Origin of the sequence: Alloyangia pacifica (assembly GCF_003111685.1) — a bacterium.
In the GTDB taxonomy this organism is placed as follows: Bacteria; Pseudomonadota; Alphaproteobacteria; order Rhodobacterales; family Rhodobacteraceae; genus Salipiger; species Salipiger pacificus_A.
Genome location: NZ_CP022189.1, coordinates 614,903 through 632,450, shown reverse-complemented (window position 1 = coordinate 632,450; position 17,548 = coordinate 614,903). Strand labels below are relative to the sequence as shown.

Below are 17,548 nucleotides of genomic sequence, written 5' to 3'. Positions count from 1 at the left end.
GCGGCGCGGCGTCCTTACCGCGGCTCGAAGTGGTTCAGCGGGATCTTGAGGTAGCTGCGGCCGTTCTCCTCGGCCTCGGGCAGGCGCCCGCCGCGGATGTTCACCTGCAGCGCCGCAAGCATCAGCTTGGGAAGCGGCAATGTCGCGTCGCGCTTGTCGCGCACCGCGCGGTACTCGGCCTCTGTCGGGGCACCTTTGAGATGGATGTTGCGCGCCTTGTGCTCTGCCACCGTGGCGCAGCATTGCGCCTCGCGGCCGTCGGGGGCGTAGTCGTGGCCGACGTAGAGCCGCGTTTCGTCCGGCAGGGAGAGGATCCTCATCAGGCTCTCGTAGAGGTCCGCCGAGCTGCCTCCCGGGAAGTCCGCCCGCGAGGTGCCGCTGTCGGGCATCATGAAGGTGTCATGCACGAAGGCCGCGTCGCCCGCCACATAGGTGATCGAGGCCAGCGTGTGGCCAGGGCTGAAGATCACCTGCACCGGGATGTCGCCGACCATGAACGCGTCGCCGTCAGCATAGAGCACGTCCCATTGCGCACCGTCGGTCGGCAAGTCGGGCAGGTTGTAGATGTCCTGCCAGAGCTTCTGCACCTTGGTCACGTGCTCACCAATGGCAGTGGTGCCGCCGATCTTTGACTTGATGTAGGGCGCGGCCGAGAAATGGTCGGCGTGGGGGTGCGTGTCGAGGACGTGGGTGATCTCGATCCCGGCCTCGCGCACATAGGCAATGATCGCATCGGCGCTATGGGTGCGCGTCGCAGCGGCCAGCGGATCGAAGTCCAGCACCGGGTCGACGATGGCGCCCTTCAGGGTCCGCGGGTCATGGAAAACGTATTGCCAGCTGCCGGTGGGCTCGTCCCAGAACGACTTAACGACGGGGCTTGGGGTCATCTTTGTCTCCTTGCGGTCAAGCAGGTCGGACCGTCCGATCACATTCTACACAGTGAATGTATTTAGCCCGCTCACGGAGTCACCCCCGGGGCGGAAAAAACCCTTCAGGCTTCCACCGCCTTGCGCAGGAGCTCCATGAACTGCGTTCTTTCGTCCTCATCGAGATTGCCAAGTATCTCTGCCTGCAGCGCCGCGACCATCGGGGCGACCTGCGCGAGGGCGGTCTCGCCCGCTGCGGTCAGGCGCAGGCTGCGGGCGCGCCGATCCTCCTCGTTCACCTGCCGCGCCACCAGCTCCTTTTTCTCGAGCCGCTTCACCACCTCGCCGATCGTCGCCCGGTCATAGGCGATGAGCGCTGCAAGCCGGGCCTGGTCGATCCCCGGCTCGCGCGCCAGCACGTCGAGCGCGGCGTATTGCACCGAGGTCAGCTCCACAGGTGCCAATTTCAACCGCTCCGAGAAAACTGCGGTCGAGCGCTGGTTCAGCCTGCGGATCAGGTGGCCGGGCATCCTGTTAAGATCGTCCCGTGACGTCATGGGTTAGGCTCCAACAGATGATACGTGAACTTACCATATTGACTCCGCGCCCGACCACAGGATTATAATATGTACACTTACTAAATGGGGAGGATCGGACCATGCAGTTTCACCTGAACGGATTTCGCAGCGGGGATCCCGCCGTCGCCCCTGCCCTGCCCGGCGCAGATCACAAGGCGCAGGACGTCGATGTGCTGATTGTCGGCTGCGGCCCGGCGGGGCTGACGCTCGCCGCCCAGCTCTCGGCCTTTCCGGAGATCACAGTTCGCATCGCCGAGCGCAAACCCGGCCCGCTCGAGGTTGGACAGGCCGATGGCATCGCCTGCCGTTCGCTGGAGATGTTCGAGGCCTTTGGCTTTGCTGAAAAGGTCATGAAAGAGGGCTACTGGGTCAATGAGGTCGCCTTCTGGCGACCAGACACTGACGGCGTCCTGCACCGCGCCGACCGCATCCAGGATGTCGCGGATGATCTGTCCGAGATGCCGCATGTCATCCTCAACCAGGCGCGCGTGCATGATTTCTATCTGGAGATCATGCGCAATTCTCCACGCCGCCTGACACCGGACTACAACCGCGAGCTGGTGGCGCTGTCCAAGAGCGACGATGCCGACCACCCGATGCAGGCCACGTTCAACCGGCGCGACGGCAAGGGCACCGAGACCATCCGCGCCCGTTACGTCGTCGGCTGTGACGGCGCGCGCAGCACCGTACGCGGCGCGATGGGCCATGCGCTCAAGGGCGAGTCGGCGCGCCAGCTCTGGGGCGTGATGGATGTACTGCCGGTGACGGATTTCCCTGACATCCGGCTCAAGGCGGCGATCCAGTCCGAGGGTCAGGGCAGCGTGCTGATCATCCCGCGCGAAGGCGGCTACATGGTGCGCCTGTACATCGAATTGGGCGAGCTGCGCGGCGACGAACGCGCCGCCGACCGCGATGTGAGCGCCGAGCTGCTGATCGCCAAGGCGCAGGCGATTCTGGCCCCCTATACGCTCGAGGTAAAGGAAGTCGCCTGGTGGTCCGCGTACGAGATCGGCCAGCGGGTCTGCGATGCCTTCGACGACGTGCCCGAGGACGCGCGCGGCACCCGCAGCCCGCGCGTCTTCATCGCCGGGGACGCCTGCCACACCCACAGCCCCAAGGCCGGGCAAGGCATGAACGTCAGCATGGCCGATACGTTCAACCTCGGCTGGAAGCTCGCTGCCGTGCTGCGCGGACGCGCCGCCCCTGCCCTGCTCGACACCTACTCCGAAGAGCGCCGCGCCAAGGCCAAGGAGCTGATCGACTTCGACCGCGACATGGCGCGGCTGTTCAGCGCCAAGCCGAAGGACGATGCCGAGGCCGAGCAGTTCCAACGCTATTTCACGCAGCACGGGCGCTACACCGCCGGGGTCGAAACGCGCTACGATGCCTCGCTGATCACCGGCGGCACCGAGCACCAGGCACTGGCGGCAGGGCAAGTGGTCGGCAAGCGTTTCCATTCAGCGCCGGTGGTACGGCTGGCGGATGCGAAGCCGATGCAGCTCGGCCATGCCTTCAAGGCCGACGGACGCTGGCGGGTGCTGGCCTTCGCCCCCGAGGGAGACAGCGGCCAGCCGGGCGGCGCCATCGCTCAGTTCTGCGACGTGCTGGTGCCGGTGATCGCGCGATTTACGCCGAAGGGCGCGGATCCAGACAGCGTCATCGACCTGCGTGCGGTCTTCCAGACCCCGCACCGCGAGATGCGACTCGAGGCACTGCCCCCCGCGCTGCTGCCGAAGAAGGGCAGACATGGGCTGACCGACTTTGGAAAAGCCTTCTGCCCGGCGTTCAACGGCCCCGATATTTTCGACCTTCGCGGCATCGACAGGTCGCGCGGGGCGCTGCTTGTCCTGCGCCCGGACCAATATGTTGCGCAGGTTCTCCCACTCGACGCGGAGGATGAAATTTCTATTTTCTTCAATGGCTTTCTGCTCCCAGCTTAGCTCGGTGGACGCCTTCGGCCCGCCGCCCCGCCATGGGCGGCAAAGCGCCCGCGGAAATAGTTATTGACTATAACTATTATCCTACATACCGTTTTGCGCAGGAGGAGCCCATGCCGCAGACTGACGACCTTTCCGAAGACCGTGGCGGGCCGACTGTGGAGGATACGGTGCTTGGCGAGCTGATCGGATACCGGCTGAAACGCGCCTACATGCAGATTCAGCCCGAGGCGCAGCGTGCGCTGGCCGAGGACGACCTGCGCGTGGTCAGCTTTTCGTGCCTGTCGATCATCGCCGACAACGCCGGGATCGTGCAGTCGGAGCTTGCGGACGCCTTGCAAATGGAGCGCTCGAACCTTGTCGTGATCATCGACGAGCTGGAACAGCGCGGCCTCATCACCCGCAAGAAGGTTCCCACCGACCGTCGGCGCTACGCGCTGGCGGCAACGCTGCGTGGACGCCGCCTGCGCGACCGTGCCGCTCAGAAGGTGAGAACGGCCGAGGACCAGATCATCGGCCGGCTCGACGAAAAGGACCGCGCGCACCTGATGGCCGTCTTGCAGCGGCTCGAGGACACCACGCGCTGAACGAAGGGCGCGGGCGGCAGAGGAGTCCGGCCGCGAACTGTCACAGGGAGGATAACCATGAAGATGCATTTTGCAGCGAGCCTGCTCGCCTGCTCGATTTCCGCGCTTGCCGTCAGCGCTTCGGCGGACACCATCCGCGCCACCAGCGGCTTCGGCCCCAACCACGCCGTCGCCAAGGACGTCTATCCGACGATGTTCAAAAAGCTCGAAGAGCTGACGGACGGGCGCTGGACAGGTCAGGACACGCCCTCGGGGCTGGTCGCGCCCAATGAGATGTCCACCGGCCTGCGCGACGGCGTGACCGAGTTCGGTGCGCTGCTCATGCCCTATTTCGTCGCCGAGTACCCCGAAAGCGTGCTCGTGTCGGAACTTTCGATGCTGGGCTCCAGCGCCGCGGTCGTCAGCTCTGCGGTGACCGAGTACATCGCCACCTGCGAGCCCTGCCAGGCCGAGTTCACCCGCAACGGGCAGATCTACCTCGGCTCGGACACCACGCCGCTCTATGACCTGCTGTCGACAAAGCCGGTGAAGACCTTGGACGACATGAAGGGCCTCAAGGTCCGTTCGGGGTCGCCCTTCTACGCGGCCTTCATCGAAAGTGTCGGCGGTGCACCGGTGCAGATGCCCTCGTCCGAGCTCTTCGAGAGCCTCAGCCAGGGCGTGATCGATGCGACCTTCTCTTCGCCGCACGAGATCATCGCCAACCGCCTCGGCGACGTCGTCGACTACGTGACCGAAATCGAGCAGGGCGTGTTCAACGGCGCCGCGATCACCACCGCGAGCACGATGCTCTGGGACCGCATGGATGCCGACGACCGCATGGCGCTGGCCACCGCGGCGCAATATGGCATCGCGACCGGCATGGCCGCCTTTGATCGGCAGATCGAGGAGGTCCGCGCCGGCGACATGGTCGAGTTCATCGAGCCCGACCAGAGCCTGATCGACGCCCGCGACAGCTTCAACGAGGAGCGCCTCGCAAATGCGGCCTCGATCCTCGAGGAGCGTGGCGTGAGCGACGCCCAGACGAAGATCGACCGCTACATGGCGCTTATCGAAAAGTGGGAAGGACTGGTCACCCCTGGCATGTCCCCCGAAGATCTGGGCGCGCTGCGCACCGAGGAAATCTGGTCGAAGATCGATCTGACCTCCTACGGCAGCTAAGCCTGCCAAGCGTGCGCCGGCGTTCTGCCGGCGCGCGCCTTCCAGAGTTTTCCCCTCTCACCCCCCGGAGGATCGGATGCTTGCTCCGATTGAGACCGCCGTGGCGCGGATCAGTATGATATTGGGCGGCCTCGTGCTGCTGGCGATGATGCTGCAGGTCGTGGTGGACGTCTTCATGCGCGCCTTTCTCGGCGCCGGTTTCCCCGCCACCGCCGATCTCGTCGGCAAGTATTACATGGTCGCCGTCAGCGTCCTGCCGCTCGCGCTGACCGAGCTGAAGCGCCGCCACATCGAGGCGACGGTCTTCACCCAGACGCTGACCGGAACGCCGCTGAAGCTGGTGCAACTGCTCGGGTTCGGCATCTTCGCGGCGGTGCTGGCCGTGCTGACTTACGGCTCGTGTCTCGAGGCAATGCGCCAGATGTCGCGCGGCGCCTATATCGAGGCCGGCACGCTGCGCTTCGTCACCTGGCCGAGCTACTGGATCCTGCCCATTTCCTTCGGCCTCGCCCTGCTGATCATGGCCATCCGCATCTACGAGGTGCTGACCGGACGCTTCGGCGCGCATGACCATGATCCCGTCGGCGCCCTCGAAGACACGTCCAATTCCGGAGAGGACATCTGATGGATCCCGTCACCATCGGCATTCTGGCGCTCGTCGCCCTTCTCATCCTGATCGGCCTGCGCGTGCCCATCGCCGCCAGCCTGATCCTCGTTTCCTTCCTTGGCATCTGGGCCGTCGCGGGCCTCCGCCCGGCGCTGTCGATGCTCTCGACCATCCCCTACACCACGTCGGCGAGCTGGACGCTCAGCTCGATCCCGATGTTCCTGCTGATGGGCTATATCGCCTATCACTCCGGCCTCACGCGGGGCCTGTTCGAGGCGGCGCGGGTCTGGTGGGGCTGGTTGCCCGGCGGGCTTGCCATCGCCTCGCTGGCGGGCGCCTCGGGCTTTGCTGCGGTGTCGGGCTCGTCGGTTGCCTGTTCCGCCGCCATCGGCCGCATCGCGGTGCCCGAGATGGCGCGGCAGAAGTACGACTTGCGCATCGCCACCGGCGCCGTCGCGGCGGGCGGCACGATCGGTGCGCTGATCCCGCCCTCGATCATCCTGATCCTCTTCGGCATCCAGGCCGAAATCTCGATCAACGACCTCTTCCTCGGCGGGCTCTTTGTCGGCCTTGCCTCGCTGGCCTTCTACATCTGCGCCGTGCTGATCGTCTGGTGGCGCAATCCCGAAAGCCTGCCTCGCGCCGAGCCCTACACCATGGGCGACCGCTGGCAGAAGACCGCCGAGATCTGGCCCGTGCTGCTGCTCATTGGCGCGGTCTTCGGCGGGCTCTTCACCGGATTCTTCACCGCCACGGAAGCGGGCGCTTTCGGCAGCTTCGTCGCGCTGCTGCTCGGTATCGCCCGCCGCTCGCTGAGCTGGGCCGACTTCAAGGAAAGCCTGATCGACACGCTGCTTTCGTCGGGGGCGCTCTTCATCATCGCCATCGGCGCCAACCTCTTCACCCGGCTCGTCGCCATGTCCGGCCTGTCGATGCAGATGGGCCTGTTCGTCGAGGGGCTCGGCCTTGGCACCTTCGCGCTGCTGCTGGTGATCGTGGTGATCTACCTGATCCTCGGCATGTTCCTCGAGCCGATCGGGGCGCTGCTGCTGACCCTGCCGCTGTTCCTGCCGATCCTTGCACAGCACGGCGTCGACAAGCTGTGGTTCGGCCTGCTTGTCGCCAAGCTGCTGGAGATCGGGATGATCACGCCGCCCGTGGGGCTCAACGTCTTCGTCATCCATTCCGTCGCCCGCGACTACGTGCGGCTGGAGCAGGTCTTTGCGGGGATCGTGCCCTTCATCCTCGCCGACCTCGTGTTGGTCGGCGGCATGCTCGCCCTGCGCGGCTTCTTCTGAGGAGGTCTTTCATGCACATAAAAGGAACCATCGCCCTCGTCACCGGCGCCGGAAGCGGCCTTGGAGAGGCCACCGCGCGGCGGCTGGCGACGGCAGGTGCGACGGTGGTCGTGCTGGACCTTTCACCCGAGGCCGCTCAACGCGTCGCTGGCGACATCGGCGGCATGGCCTTGGCGGTCGACGTCTCGGACGCAGCAGCGGTGGAAACCGCCTTTGCCGAGGTCATCGAAAAGATCGGCACGCCCCGCATCACGGTCAATTGCGCCGGCATCGGCACCGCCACCCGCATCCTGCCCCGCGACGGTTCGCTGCCCATTGAGGCCTTCGAGCGCACGCTGAAGATCAACACGCTCGGCAGCTACATCGTGCTCAGCCATGCCGCCCGTGCCATGTCGGCACTCGATCCGGTCGATGCGGACGGCGCGCGGGGGATCATCCTCAACACCGCCTCTGTCGCCTACCAGGACGGGCAGATCGGACAGGCTGCCTACGCCGCCTCCAAGGGCGGGATCGCCTCGCTCACCCTGCCCGCCGCACGCGAGCTCGCCCGTTTCGGCATCCGCGTGATGACCATCGCCCCGGGCCTCTTCGAGACCGCGATGAGCGCCGGGCTCCCGCCGGACGCCCGCGCCGCGCTCGAGGCCGGCCTGCCCTTCCCCTCGCGCATGGGAAAGCCCGACGAGTTTGCCCTGCTGGTGCAGCAGATCATCGAGAACCCGCTGCTGAACGGCGAGGTCATCCGCCTCGACAGTGCCGTCCGGCTCACCCCCAAATGACCCTACTCCAAGACGTCCCCAAGGAGACCGCCATGTCCGACCACGCCAAGTACCTGACCACCGAGGTGGACGGCCAGATCGCCACCCTCACCATGATCCGCACCGACAAGCGCAACGCAATGAGCGACGGGCTGATCGCGGCGCTGGAGAATGCCTACGCGACGCTCCCGAAAGAGGTGCGCGTGGTGATCCTGACCGGCGCGGGCGGGCACTTCTGCTCGGGGCTCGACCTGTCGGAGCACGTCTCGCGCAGCGCCGAGGACGGCGTCTACCACTCGCGCAACTGGCACCGGGTGATGGAGATGATCCAGTTCGGCGGCAAGGTCACGGTCTCCGCCATGCAAGGCGCGGTGATCGGCGGCGGGCTGGAGCTGGCGGCCTCGACCCATGTACGCATCGCCGAGCCCTCGGTGATCTTCCAGCTGCCCGAGGGGCGGCGCGGCATCTTCGTCGGCGGTGGGGCCTCGGTGCGCGTCGGGCGCATCCTCGGGGCGGACCGGATGGTCGAGATGATGCTCACTGGGCGCAAATACAATGCCGAGGAAGGGTTGCGGCTCGGACTGACCCACTACAGCGTCGGAGAGGGCGAGGCGCTGCCGCTGGCGCGCAAGCTGGCGGAGCAGATCGCCGGGAACGCGCCGATGTCGAACTACTTCATGGTGCAGGCGCTGAGCCGGATCAACGACATGTCGCGCAACGACGGGCTCTTCACCGAGAGCCTCTGCGCCGCGCTGGTGCAGACCACCCCGGATGCCGAAGAGGGGCTGAACGCCTTCCTCGAGAAGCGCGCGCCCGTGTTCCGCTGAGCCGGACGGAGGGAGGAGGAATGGACATGACCATCGTAGAAAGCGCCCCGACCGGCCACGAAGCCCGCGCCGACTGGGCCAGACGCCACACGCTGACCCGTTACGTGCCGCACAAGGTGATCCGCGAGGACCGCGAGGACGGCACGATCCTGCTGCGCTCGGGCTACGAGCTGCCCGAGGCTGTGGAGAATACCGGCGCCTGGCTGCACGAATGGGCCGTTAAGGCACCCTACCGTGTCGCCGTCTCGGAGCGCCCCACCGAAGGCCCCGGCTGGCGCAACGTGACTTATCTCGAGCTTTTGCAGCAGGTGCGCGCCATCGCCTCGGCGCTGCTGGCGCGCGGGCTGGGACAGGGCGACACCATCGCCATGCTGTCCGGCAACGGTCTCGATCACCTCCTGGTCTCGCTTGCCGCGCAATACATCGGCGTGCCGGTGGTGCCGCTGGCGGAGCAATACTCGCTGATCCCCGAGGCGCATGGCCGCCTCACCTACGTGCTCGACAAGGTGACCCCGAAGCTCGCCTTCGTCGATGACGCGACGCGCTACGCCTCTGCGCTCGCCCTGCCGCATCTCGCGGAGGTCGAGATCGTGGCCGCGCGCGGCGAGGCCGGGCGCCCGGTGACCCCGATGGCCGAGCTTCTCGCCACCGAGGAAAGCCCCGAGCTTGACGCGGTGCACGCCACTGTCGGGCCGGACACTCTGGCGAAGATCCTCTTCACCTCCGGCTCCAGCTCCGATCCCAAAGGGGTGCTGACCACGCACCGCATGATGTGCGTCAACCAGGTGCAGATGCAGGTCGCCCTGCCCTTCCTGACGGACCACGCGCCGCGCATCACCGACTGGCTGCCGTGGAACCACGTCTTCGGCGGCTCGCACAACGTGAACATGATGCTCGCCCATGGCGGCACGCTGACCATCGACAGCGGCAAGCCCACCGGCAAGGGCTTTTCCACCACGCTCAAGAACCGCACCGACCGCCCCGGTACGCTGGCCTTCAACGTCCCGGTTGGCTGGAACATGCTCGTGGAGGCGATCAAGGACGATCCGGCGCTGCAGGAGCATCTCTTCAAGGACCAGCAGCTGCTGTTCTATGCTGGCGCCTCGCTGCCGCAGGACGTCTGGGAGGCGCTCGAGCAGTTCTGCATCCACGCCCGCGGCGGGCTGCCGATGATGATCTCAAGCTGGGGCCTGACCGAGACCGCCCCCGCCTGCCTCATGGTGCATGAGCCCATCGGCCGATCGGGGGTGATCGGCGTGCCGCTGCCCGGCGTCGAGGTCAAGCTGATCCCCGACGAGGACATGCGCTGCGAGATCCGGGTGAAGGGCCCCAACGTGATGCAGGGCTACTTCAATGACCCCGAGAAGACCGCCGCGGCCTTCGACGAGGAAGGCTATTTCATCACAGGCGACGCGGTGCGTTTCGTCGATCCCGAGGACGCCAACCGCGGCCTCGTCTTCGACGGACGCGTGTCGGAGGACTTCAAGCTCGACACCGGCACCTGGGTGCAGGCGGGTAACCTGCGTATGAGCGCGCTGAAGGAACTGGCCGGCCTGGCGCAGGATGTGGTGATCTGCGGGCATGACCGGGGCGAGGTGGGGCTCTTCGTTTTCCCCGCCGCCGGTGCGGCCAAGCCGGGCGAGATCACCCAGGGCGCCGTCACGGACCCCGAGCTGATGACCAAGATCGAGCTGCGGCTGCGCGAGATGAACGCGCATGTGACGGGCTCGGCCAAGCGCATCACCCGCGCGCTGGTGCTTGCCGAGCCGCCCTCGCTGGAGCATCACGAGATCACCGACAAGGGCTCGCTCAACATCAAGAAGATCCTGACCCGCCGCGCCGACCTGCTGGAGCGGCTCTACGACAACGAAGACCCGGCACTTATCCGCGTCTGAGGAGGCAACCATGATCGACTTCGCCAAGATCCGCGCGATCGATTTCCATACCCACGCCGAGGAAGCCTGCGGCTGTCATACCGACGACGGCTACGACGAGCTGCAATCGACGATGGCCAAGTATTTCGGCGCGCCCTGGGCGCATCCCCCGACCATCGACGAGACCGCCGCGCATTACCGCGAAATGAACATCGCGGCAGTGATCTTCCCCGTCGATAGCGAGCGCGAGACCGGCTACCAGCGCTACGACAACTACGAGGTCGCCGACGCCTGCGCCAAGAACGACGACATCCTCATCCCCTTTGCCTCGATCGACCCGGCGAAGGGCAAGCTCGGTGCGCGCGAGGCCCGCGATCTGGTGGAGAACCACGGCATCAAGGGTTTCAAGTTCCACCCCACGATGCAGGGCTTCTACCCCAACGACCGCATGGCCTACCCGCTTTACGAGGCGATCGCCGAGGCCGGGGTGCCCGCGCTCTTCCACACCGGCCAGACCGGCGTCGGCTCGGGCATGCGCGGTGGCAACGGCATGCGGCTGAAGTATTCGAACCCGATGTATATGGATGATCTGGCGGTGGATTTCCCCGACATGCCGATCATCCTCGCGCATCCCTCTTTCCCCTGGCAGGAAGAGGCGCTTTCCGTCGCCCAGCACAAGCCCAACGTCTACATCGACCTCTCGGGCTGGTCGCCGAAGTACTTCCCGAAGATCCTCGTGCAATACGCCAACTCGATCCTGAAGAAGAAGATGCTCTTCGGCTCGGATTGGCCGATGATCGCGCCCGAGAAATGGCTCAACGCCTTCGATCAGGTCGAGTTCAAGGAGGAGGTGCGCCCGCTGATCCTCAAACAGAACGCGATGCGCCTGCTGGGCATCGAGGCCTGACCTTCTTCCGCGCGTTCCGGCGCGCGGGCCCTCCTTCTTTATGCGCGGAGCCGGTCCCGGCTCCACGGCGGTGCTTCTGCGCCGCCCTGTTTCCCCTTGCGAGCGAGGCACAGATGATCCCCTTCCAGGCCCCCACCGACGAGATCTTCCACAGCCTGCATATCTTTGCCGGCAATGCCCCCGGCTGGGATGCCGAGCTCTCGCAGGAGATCACCCAGCATTTCGCCGCCTTCGCCGAGGGCGTGCTCGCCCCGCTCAACGAACCCGGAGACCGGCAAGGGTGCCGGCTGGAGAATGGCCGTGTGCGGATGCCCGAAGGCTTCGCCGCGGCCTACTCCGAACTGGTCGAGAGTGGCTGGCAGGGGCTCACCGCCCCCGAGGCGTTCGGCGGTCAGGCGCTCGATCATCTGACGGCGGCGGCGGTTTCCGAGATCTTCTCGGGCGCCAATCACGCGCTGCAGATGGTGACGGGGCTGGTACCTGGCGCGATCTCGACCCTGCTCGCCCATGGCACGGCCGAGCAACAGGCAGCCTATATCCCCCGCCTCACCTCCGGCGAATGGCTCTCGACCATGTGCCTGACCGAGGCCGGGGCGGGATCGGATCTGTCGCGCATCCGCTGCAAGGCGACGCGGGATGGGGACGCGTGGAAGATCGAGGGCCAGAAGATCTTCATCTCGGGCGGCGATCAGGACATGTCGCAGGGCATCCTGCATCTGGTCCTCGCCCGCACCGGCACGCCCGACGACGGGGTGAAAGGCCTGTCGCTGTTTCTTTGCGCCTCGGAAACCGATGGCCTGCGCAACGCCATCACCGTCACCCGCATCGAGGAAAAGCTTGGCCTGCATGCCTCGCCGACCTGCCAGATGGAATTCGACGGCGCCAAGGCCGAGCTCGTCGGCAGCGAGGGGCGCGGGCTGGCGGCGATGTTCACCATGATGAACCACGCAAGGCTCGACGTGGCGTTGCAGGGTATTGCGCATGCCAGCCGCGCCCATGCCATCGCCTCGGCCTATGCCGCCGAGCGCCGGCAGGGCCGCACCATCGAGGGCAGCCCGGCGCTGCTCACCGACCACCCCGACGTGCGACGCATGCTGGACGAGCAGCAGGATCTGGCCCGCACTGCCCGCGGCATGTGCCATCTCGCGCTGGCCGAGCTTGAAAAGGGCGAGGCCCCTGCCTTGATCGAGTTCCTGACGCCGCTGTGCAAGATCTACGCCACCGAGGCGGGCATCCGCGCGGCGGATCTCGGCATCCAGATTCTCGGCGGCTACGGTTATCTGGAAGAATACGGCATGGCGCAGGTCTGGCGCGATGCGCGGATCACCTCGATCTACGAGGGGGCAAATGGCATCCACGCGCTGACGCTGGCGACGCGCGGGCTGAAGCTGGAGGGCGGCGCGGCCATCGGTCAGTTCGCGGCGCTGGTGACGCGGCTCGGCGGCGCAGAGCCCGGTCTGGTGGTGGACTGCGAGGCTTGGCAGGCTCGCGCATCGGGCCTTGCCGAAAGCCCGGACGTCCGCGCCGAGGCGCACGGCTTTGCGCAGGAGACTGCAGCTCTGCTGGCCCGGGCAGTGCGGCTGAGGCTAGCGGCGGGCTGACCCGCACCCGGACGGGCGCCGGCGCCGGACCGCTCCCGCCTTGGCAGCAGGGCGCTCCCGCGATATGGGGGCGCCGAGCAATCCAGAGGCCGACGATGCAGATCACCCACCTTGTCACCCATTCCGGCGGCTTCCACGCAGACGAACTGCTGTCGTCGGTGATCCTCACCCGGCTCCACCCCGAGGCCGAGATCCTCCGCACCCGCGATGCGGCATGGATCACGCCCGGAGCGGACAAGATCATCTACGACGTGGGCCGCGCATACGACCACGCGCAGGGCATCTACGACCACCACCAGAAAGACGCACCGCTGCGCGATGACGGCCAGCCGTTCAGCTCCTTCGGGCTGATCTGGAAACACTATGGCCGCGACTACCTGCGTGCGCTGGAGGTGCCAGAGGCCGATCTCGAAGGCATCCACGCCAGCTTCGATTCGGGCTTCGTGCTGCCGGTCGACCTGATGGACAACGGCGCGCTCAGCCCGTCCGAGGCTGGCCCGATGCTGTCGGATCTCACGCTGCCTATGCTGCTGGAAAGCCTCAAGCCGGTCTATGACGACAAGGCGCCCGAGGCCGAAGACATGGCATTTGCCGATGCGCTGCACATCGCGCGCGCCTTCGTCGAGGCGCAGATCCGCCGCAAGGCCGCCAAGCGCCGCGCCGAAGCGCAGGTGATGGCGGCGATCAAGACCGCCGGTGCGGGCCGCGTGCTGGAGCTGCCGCAGGGCATGCCCTTCCGCTCGGCAGTGGTGGCCGCGGGGGCCGATCACCTGCTCTTCGTGGTGCACCCGCGCGGCGAAGATTGGGCGCTCACCGGCATCCGCAAGAACGCCGACGGCTTCGAGCAGCGCGCCGATCTGCCCGCCGCCTGGGCCGGGCTGACCGACGCGGCGCTGGAAGAGGCAAGCGGCGTCGCGGGGGCAAAGTTCTGCCACAACGGGCGCTTCATCGCCGTGGCGGGCAGCCGCGAGGCAATCCTCGCGATGGCCGATCTGGCCGTGCGCGAGGCCGAGGCGGTGTCCGGGACCGCCTGAGCCGCGCTCGCGCGTTTCACTGCATCACCGCCTCGAAGCTGATGTTCAGCACGTCCTCGGGGCCGAGCAGCGCCGTCGGCGCCACCCGCTCGGGCGTATCCGAACCGTTGCGGAAGACTTCGTAGACGGTCTCGACTGCCTCGCCCAACTCGGCGGCGGCAGCGGGACTGGCACGGCGCAGGAAATTCAGCGCCATCTGCACCTCGGTACGCTCCTGCGCCACGCGCTGCTCGGCCTCGATCTTGTCCTGCAGCAAGTTCAGCCGGTACTCGGTCTGGGCCTCCTGGATGTCGCTCTCGGCATTGGCACGGGTCTGCTTGGCGCGCGAGACGAAGGCGGCGACCTCGAGCAGGTCGGCGTTGTATTCGGAGAGGTCAATCTTCAGCCCCAGCGTCTGCTCCTTGCGAGCGAGACCGCGGGCCTCAAGTTCCTGCATGCTCTCGAGCTGCTCCTGCGTGGCGTCGAGCCGCTCGTTGATCAGTTCCCGGCGCTGGTCGAGCATCCCGGCTTCCTCGTCGGCAAGCGTGCTGCGCATGGTGGCGCCTTCCATCAGGTCCTGCATCAGCGAGCGGCGCAGGCCGACGAGCTGTTCCTGTTCCTGATCGAGACGGGCCTCGGGCACCTGGGCCTCGGTGGTCACCCCGTCGAGCCGGGCCAGTTCCCGCGCCAGGGCGTCGCGCTCGGACTGGGCAAAGGTCAGGCGGCTCTGCGCCTCGGCGAGGTTGTTGCGGGCGTTCTCAATGTCACGCTCGCTGCGCAGGTCTTCCTGGACGCGCTCGATGCCGCCCGCCATGGCGATGGCCTTCATCACCGTCAACCCGGGGCGGAACTCGTAGGCGCCGGGCGTGTCGACGGCGCCGAGCACGAAGACATCGCGGTATTCGAGCATATCGACCACCACCGATTCTCGGCTGGAGAAGCGCTCGCGCGCCTCGGTCTCTATGCGCTCCTCGACCTGGCGCATGGTCAGCCCGGCCACATCGATCGGCCCCAGCAGGTGCATCGCGATCTGGCCGTCGGCGCGGACCTGGAAATTGCCCGACATCTCGGGCTTGCCATAGACCGAGATGGTCAGCCGGTCGCCCACGTCGACGTGGTAGTCAGGCGTGTCGGCCTTGGCCGGCCCGCCGGTCAGGGCGAGGGCCAGGGCAAGCGCCGTGCAGGCGGCAAACTGGCGAAGATAAACAACCATTCTCGCTACTCCTCAGTTGGGACTGTCCAGCCGCGGCGCGCCGGGCTGGCGATGCGCGCCGGGGCGCGGACGGGTCTTGCTGTCGTAAAGGGCGAAGATGCGCTCGCGCATGACCTCGGCGCTGAACCGGGCAACCACGGTGTCGCGTGCCGCGCCGCCAAGCCGGGCGGCGGCGGCCGGATCGGCCAGCAGCCCGGCCACCGCCTGCGCCAGCGCCTCGGGATCATGCGCGGGCACGAGGCGTCCGGAGCGGCCATCTTCGAGCACATCGGGAATGCCGCCGACATCGGTCGAGGCGACGGCGCATTGCATCGCCATGCCCTCGAGCAGCACCATCGGCAGCCCTTCCCAGGCCGAAGAGACCACCATCACGTCGAGCGCCGCCAAGAGCTCGCGCATCTGGCTGATGGCCCCGGTCAGAATGAGCCTTTCCGGCCCCAGCCCAAGCCCGCGGGCCTGCGCCTCGATCTGCGGCCCCAGCGGCCCCTCGCCCACGACGAGGAACACCGCCTGCGGGACGCGCTGCGCGAGGATGGCGGCGCTGCGCAGGAAATTCTCGTGGTCCTTCTGCGGCGTAAGGCTGCCGATCACCGCCACGACCTTCGCCCCGGGTTGCACGCCGTAGCGGGACAGATCGAGCGGCTGGGTGCGCGCCGGGTCGAAGTGATGCAGGTCGATGCCATTGACGATGGTCTCGATGCGATCGGCGCGAAACCCGCCGGTGCGGGCCACGTGGTTGGCCACCCGATCCGACACGCCGATACAGGCGTCGGCCCCGGCTGTGATTGTCCGATACATCAGGCTCTTGGCCTTCTTCTCGCGCCAAGGATCGGTGTTGTGCAAGGTTATGATGCGCGGCACGCCCGATAGGCGCGCGGCCGTCTGGCCGACGAGATCGCTCTTGATCAGGTGGCTGTGCACGATGTCGGGCCGCCAGTCGCGGATCAGCTTCATGCAGCGTGCGAGCGCGCGCGGATCGCGGAGCCCTCTGGTGCTCAGCCGGGTCATGCCGACGTCGCGCTCGGCCACACGCGCCTCGAGCGGGCCAGGCGTGAAATAGGCCACATGCGCCTCGCAGCCGCGGTCCCGCGCCGCATCCAGCAGTCCCAGCAGCAGCATCTCGGCGCCGCCGAACTTGAGGCTGTCGATTACGTAAAGGATGCGCTTGCTCACCAGGCCACCTCCAGTTCGGCGCGCGGCATGGCGGGCTCGCCCGGAAAATGCGCGGCGATCCGTTCCGCCACCGCGTCCCAAGTGAACTGCGTTGCACGTGCCTTGGCCGCCGTGCCGAGGCGCAGGGCGCGGTCGGGCATGGCGAGCGTCTGAAAGAGCGCTTCGGAAAGCGCCTCGGGGTTGCGCCCCGGGACCACGTGGCCGGTCTCGCCCTCGACAACGATGGAGCCAATGTCGCCCACGTCGGTCGAGACCACCGGCAGGCCGAACTGCATGGCCTCGCAGAAGACCACGCCGAAGGGCTCGAGCCGCGAGGGCATGCAGAAGCAGGAAGCCTCGTGGAAATGTTCGGCGACCTCCTCCAGAGGCAGGCGCCCCAACACCTCGACCCCCTCGACCTGCAACTCGGGGCTGCAGCCGATCACGGTGAGTGTCGCATCCGGCAGCCGCGTGCGGAGCAGCTTGAAGGCATCGACCAGCTCGGGCCCTCCCTTGCGCTCCCAGTCGACCCCGACAAAGAGGATGCGGCGTCGGGCGAAACGCTCGGTGCTCAGATCCACCGGCCGCTTGGGAAGCACCGAGGCCCCTGCCCCGATGGCCGAGCTCTTTTCCGGCGCGATGCGGTATTGCTCGGTGAGCATCCGGCGAATCTTGGGCCCGAAGGTGAAGACATGCCGGGCCTGAGTGTAGATTTCGCTCTCGCAGGCGAACCAACCGTCGCTGGGCGCCCCGAAGAGGCCCTGCAGGCTCGACATCCCCGCCCGCGCCACATGGTCGGTATAGACGAAGTTGGGGATGCCGGGCAGCGCCGCGTTGAACAGCGACTGGGTCTGCAGGGTGAAGTCGTAGTCGGCGGGATCGAACCGATCCCGCACCATCTCGCTCACCGCCTGGTAGTACGTCCGCGAGCGCGCCAGGCGGTAGCGCAGCATGTCCTTGGAACTCCAGCTGGACAGCCCGTACTCGCGCTGCACCCCGAGGAGGCACCGCAGCTGGCTCAGCATGTTCTCCTTGAACTCTTTTCCTACGTCGATGACATCGAGATCGATCTCGGGGCGGACCCTGCGCAGGGCCGCCTCGAGCTGGGCATTGATGTGCGAGAAGCTCCCGCGGATCACGAACAATCCCCGCGACCGTGCGGGACCAACCAT

16 protein-coding genes are annotated in these 17,548 nt (G+C 66.8%); 11 read left to right on the top strand and 5 right to left on the bottom strand.

Features of this window, described 5'->3' with window-relative positions:
- Positions 1-14: 14 nt before the first annotated feature.
- Together CEW88_RS03045 and CEW88_RS03040 are read right to left on the bottom strand one after the other, a co-directional pair.
- Positions 15-887 (bottom strand): MBL fold metallo-hydrolase, encoded by an 873-nt coding sequence (locus CEW88_RS03045; RefSeq protein ID WP_108964626.1) that lies wholly within the window; start codon positions 885-887, stop codon positions 15-17.
- A gap of 104 nt (positions 888-991) precedes the next feature.
- Positions 992-1,423, bottom strand: a complete 432-nt coding sequence (locus CEW88_RS03040) for a MarR family winged helix-turn-helix transcriptional regulator (RefSeq protein WP_254694426.1) — start codon at positions 1,421-1,423, stop codon at positions 992-994.
- A 101-nt stretch (positions 1,424-1,524) separates the two neighbouring features.
- Here CEW88_RS03040 and CEW88_RS03035 point away from each other — a divergent pair, with 101 nt between their 5' ends.
- The 11 genes from CEW88_RS03035 to CEW88_RS02985 all read left to right on the top strand — a co-directional run bounded on the left by CEW88_RS03035 (position 1,525) and on the right by CEW88_RS02985 (position 14,032).
- The gene (locus tag CEW88_RS03035) at positions 1,525-3,384 is read left to right on the top strand and encodes an FAD-dependent monooxygenase (protein WP_108964624.1); all 1,860 of its coding nucleotides are present in this window, start codon (positions 1,525-1,527) and stop codon (positions 3,382-3,384) included.
- 110 nt (positions 3,385-3,494) lie between these two features.
- Positions 3,495-3,968 (top strand): MarR family winged helix-turn-helix transcriptional regulator, encoded by a 474-nt coding sequence (locus CEW88_RS03030; RefSeq protein ID WP_108964623.1) that lies wholly within the window; start codon positions 3,495-3,497, stop codon positions 3,966-3,968.
- Between the two features lie 57 nt (positions 3,969-4,025).
- Positions 4,026-5,129: a C4-dicarboxylate TRAP transporter substrate-binding protein gene (locus CEW88_RS03025; RefSeq protein WP_108964622.1), complete on the top strand. Its 1,104-nt coding sequence runs from the start codon at positions 4,026-4,028 to the stop codon at positions 5,127-5,129.
- A gap of 76 nt (positions 5,130-5,205) precedes the next feature.
- Complete coding sequence (locus tag CEW88_RS03020; RefSeq protein ID WP_108964621.1) at positions 5,206-5,754, top strand: TRAP transporter small permease; 549 nt, start codon at positions 5,206-5,208, stop codon at positions 5,752-5,754.
- The gene (locus CEW88_RS03015; RefSeq protein WP_108964620.1) at positions 5,754-7,034 is read left to right on the top strand and encodes a TRAP transporter large permease; all 1,281 of its coding nucleotides are present in this window, start codon (positions 5,754-5,756) and stop codon (positions 7,032-7,034) included. The genes CEW88_RS03020 and CEW88_RS03015 overlap by 1 nt, the downstream gene beginning before the upstream one ends.
- A gap of 11 nt (positions 7,035-7,045) precedes the next feature.
- Positions 7,046-7,810 (top strand): SDR family NAD(P)-dependent oxidoreductase, encoded by a 765-nt coding sequence (locus CEW88_RS03010; protein WP_108964619.1) that lies wholly within the window; start codon positions 7,046-7,048, stop codon positions 7,808-7,810.
- 32 nt (positions 7,811-7,842) lie between these two features.
- On the top strand, positions 7,843-8,616 hold the full coding sequence (locus CEW88_RS03005; protein ID WP_108964618.1) for a crotonase/enoyl-CoA hydratase family protein: 774 nt from the start codon (positions 7,843-7,845) through the stop codon (positions 8,614-8,616).
- A gap of 26 nt (positions 8,617-8,642) precedes the next feature.
- Entirely contained in the window at positions 8,643-10,511 is a 1,869-nt protein-coding gene (locus tag CEW88_RS03000; protein ID WP_254694425.1) for a feruloyl-CoA synthase, read from the top strand.
- Positions 10,512-10,521: 10 nt separating this feature from the next.
- A complete protein-coding gene (locus tag CEW88_RS02995) occupies positions 10,522-11,397 on the top strand; it encodes an amidohydrolase family protein (protein WP_108964616.1) in 876 nt (291 codons plus the stop codon).
- A 113-nt stretch (positions 11,398-11,510) separates the two neighbouring features.
- Positions 11,511-12,998, top strand: coding sequence for an acyl-CoA dehydrogenase family protein (locus tag CEW88_RS02990; RefSeq protein WP_108964615.1), 1,488 nt, complete (start codon positions 11,511-11,513; stop codon positions 12,996-12,998).
- Between the two features lie 95 nt (positions 12,999-13,093).
- Positions 13,094-14,032: an MYG1 family protein gene (locus tag CEW88_RS02985; protein ID WP_108964614.1), complete on the top strand. Its 939-nt coding sequence runs from the start codon at positions 13,094-13,096 to the stop codon at positions 14,030-14,032.
- Between the two features lie 16 nt (positions 14,033-14,048).
- Here CEW88_RS02985 and CEW88_RS02980 read toward each other — a convergent pair whose 3' ends face one another.
- The 3 genes from CEW88_RS02980 to CEW88_RS02970 are packed head-to-tail and all read right to left on the bottom strand — an operon-like array spanning position 14,049 to position 17,515.
- The gene (locus CEW88_RS02980) at positions 14,049-15,224 is read right to left on the bottom strand and encodes a polysaccharide biosynthesis/export family protein (protein WP_108964613.1); all 1,176 of its coding nucleotides are present in this window, start codon (positions 15,222-15,224) and stop codon (positions 14,049-14,051) included.
- Positions 15,225-15,236: 12 nt separating this feature from the next.
- On the bottom strand, positions 15,237-16,397 hold the full coding sequence (locus CEW88_RS02975) for a glycosyltransferase (RefSeq protein WP_108964612.1): 1,161 nt from the start codon (positions 16,395-16,397) through the stop codon (positions 15,237-15,239).
- Positions 16,394-17,515: a glycosyltransferase family 4 protein gene (locus tag CEW88_RS02970; protein ID WP_159099540.1), complete on the bottom strand. Its 1,122-nt coding sequence runs from the start codon at positions 17,513-17,515 to the stop codon at positions 16,394-16,396. Before CEW88_RS02970 ends, CEW88_RS02975 begins: the two co-directional genes overlap by 4 nt.
- Positions 17,516-17,548 lie beyond the last annotated feature (33 nt).

What these genes read in the sequence shown, in the direction of transcription:
- CEW88_RS03035 (WP_108964624.1), top strand. Translation starts at nt 1,525, where the DNA reads ATGCAGTTTCACCTGAACGGATTTCGCAGCGGGGATCCCGCCGTCGCC.
- CEW88_RS03025 (WP_108964622.1), top strand. Translation starts at nt 4,026, where the DNA reads ATGAAGATGCATTTTGCAGCGAGCCTGCTCGCCTGCTCGATTTCCGCG.
- CEW88_RS02980 (WP_108964613.1), bottom strand. Translation starts at nt 15,224, where the DNA reads ATGGTTGTTTATCTTCGCCAGTTTGCCGCCTGCACGGCGCTTGCCCTG.
- CEW88_RS02990 (WP_108964615.1), top strand. Translation starts at nt 11,511, where the DNA reads ATGATCCCCTTCCAGGCCCCCACCGACGAGATCTTCCACAGCCTGCAT.
- CEW88_RS03010 (WP_108964619.1), top strand. Translation starts at nt 7,046, where the DNA reads ATGCACATAAAAGGAACCATCGCCCTCGTCACCGGCGCCGGAAGCGGC.
- CEW88_RS03045 (WP_108964626.1), bottom strand. Translation starts at nt 887, where the DNA reads ATGACCCCAAGCCCCGTCGTTAAGTCGTTCTGGGACGAGCCCACCGGC.
- CEW88_RS03040 (WP_254694426.1), bottom strand. Translation starts at nt 1,423, where the DNA reads ATGACGTCACGGGACGATCTTAACAGGATGCCCGGCCACCTGATCCGC.
- CEW88_RS03005 (WP_108964618.1), top strand. Translation starts at nt 7,843, where the DNA reads ATGTCCGACCACGCCAAGTACCTGACCACCGAGGTGGACGGCCAGATC.
- CEW88_RS03030 (WP_108964623.1), top strand. Translation starts at nt 3,495, where the DNA reads ATGCCGCAGACTGACGACCTTTCCGAAGACCGTGGCGGGCCGACTGTG.
- CEW88_RS03015 (WP_108964620.1), top strand. Translation starts at nt 5,754, where the DNA reads ATGGATCCCGTCACCATCGGCATTCTGGCGCTCGTCGCCCTTCTCATC.
- CEW88_RS02995 (WP_108964616.1), top strand. Translation starts at nt 10,522, where the DNA reads ATGATCGACTTCGCCAAGATCCGCGCGATCGATTTCCATACCCACGCC.
- CEW88_RS03020 (WP_108964621.1), top strand. Translation starts at nt 5,206, where the DNA reads ATGCTTGCTCCGATTGAGACCGCCGTGGCGCGGATCAGTATGATATTG.
- CEW88_RS03000 (WP_254694425.1), top strand. Translation starts at nt 8,643, where the DNA reads ATGACCATCGTAGAAAGCGCCCCGACCGGCCACGAAGCCCGCGCCGAC.
- CEW88_RS02985 (WP_108964614.1), top strand. Translation starts at nt 13,094, where the DNA reads ATGCAGATCACCCACCTTGTCACCCATTCCGGCGGCTTCCACGCAGAC.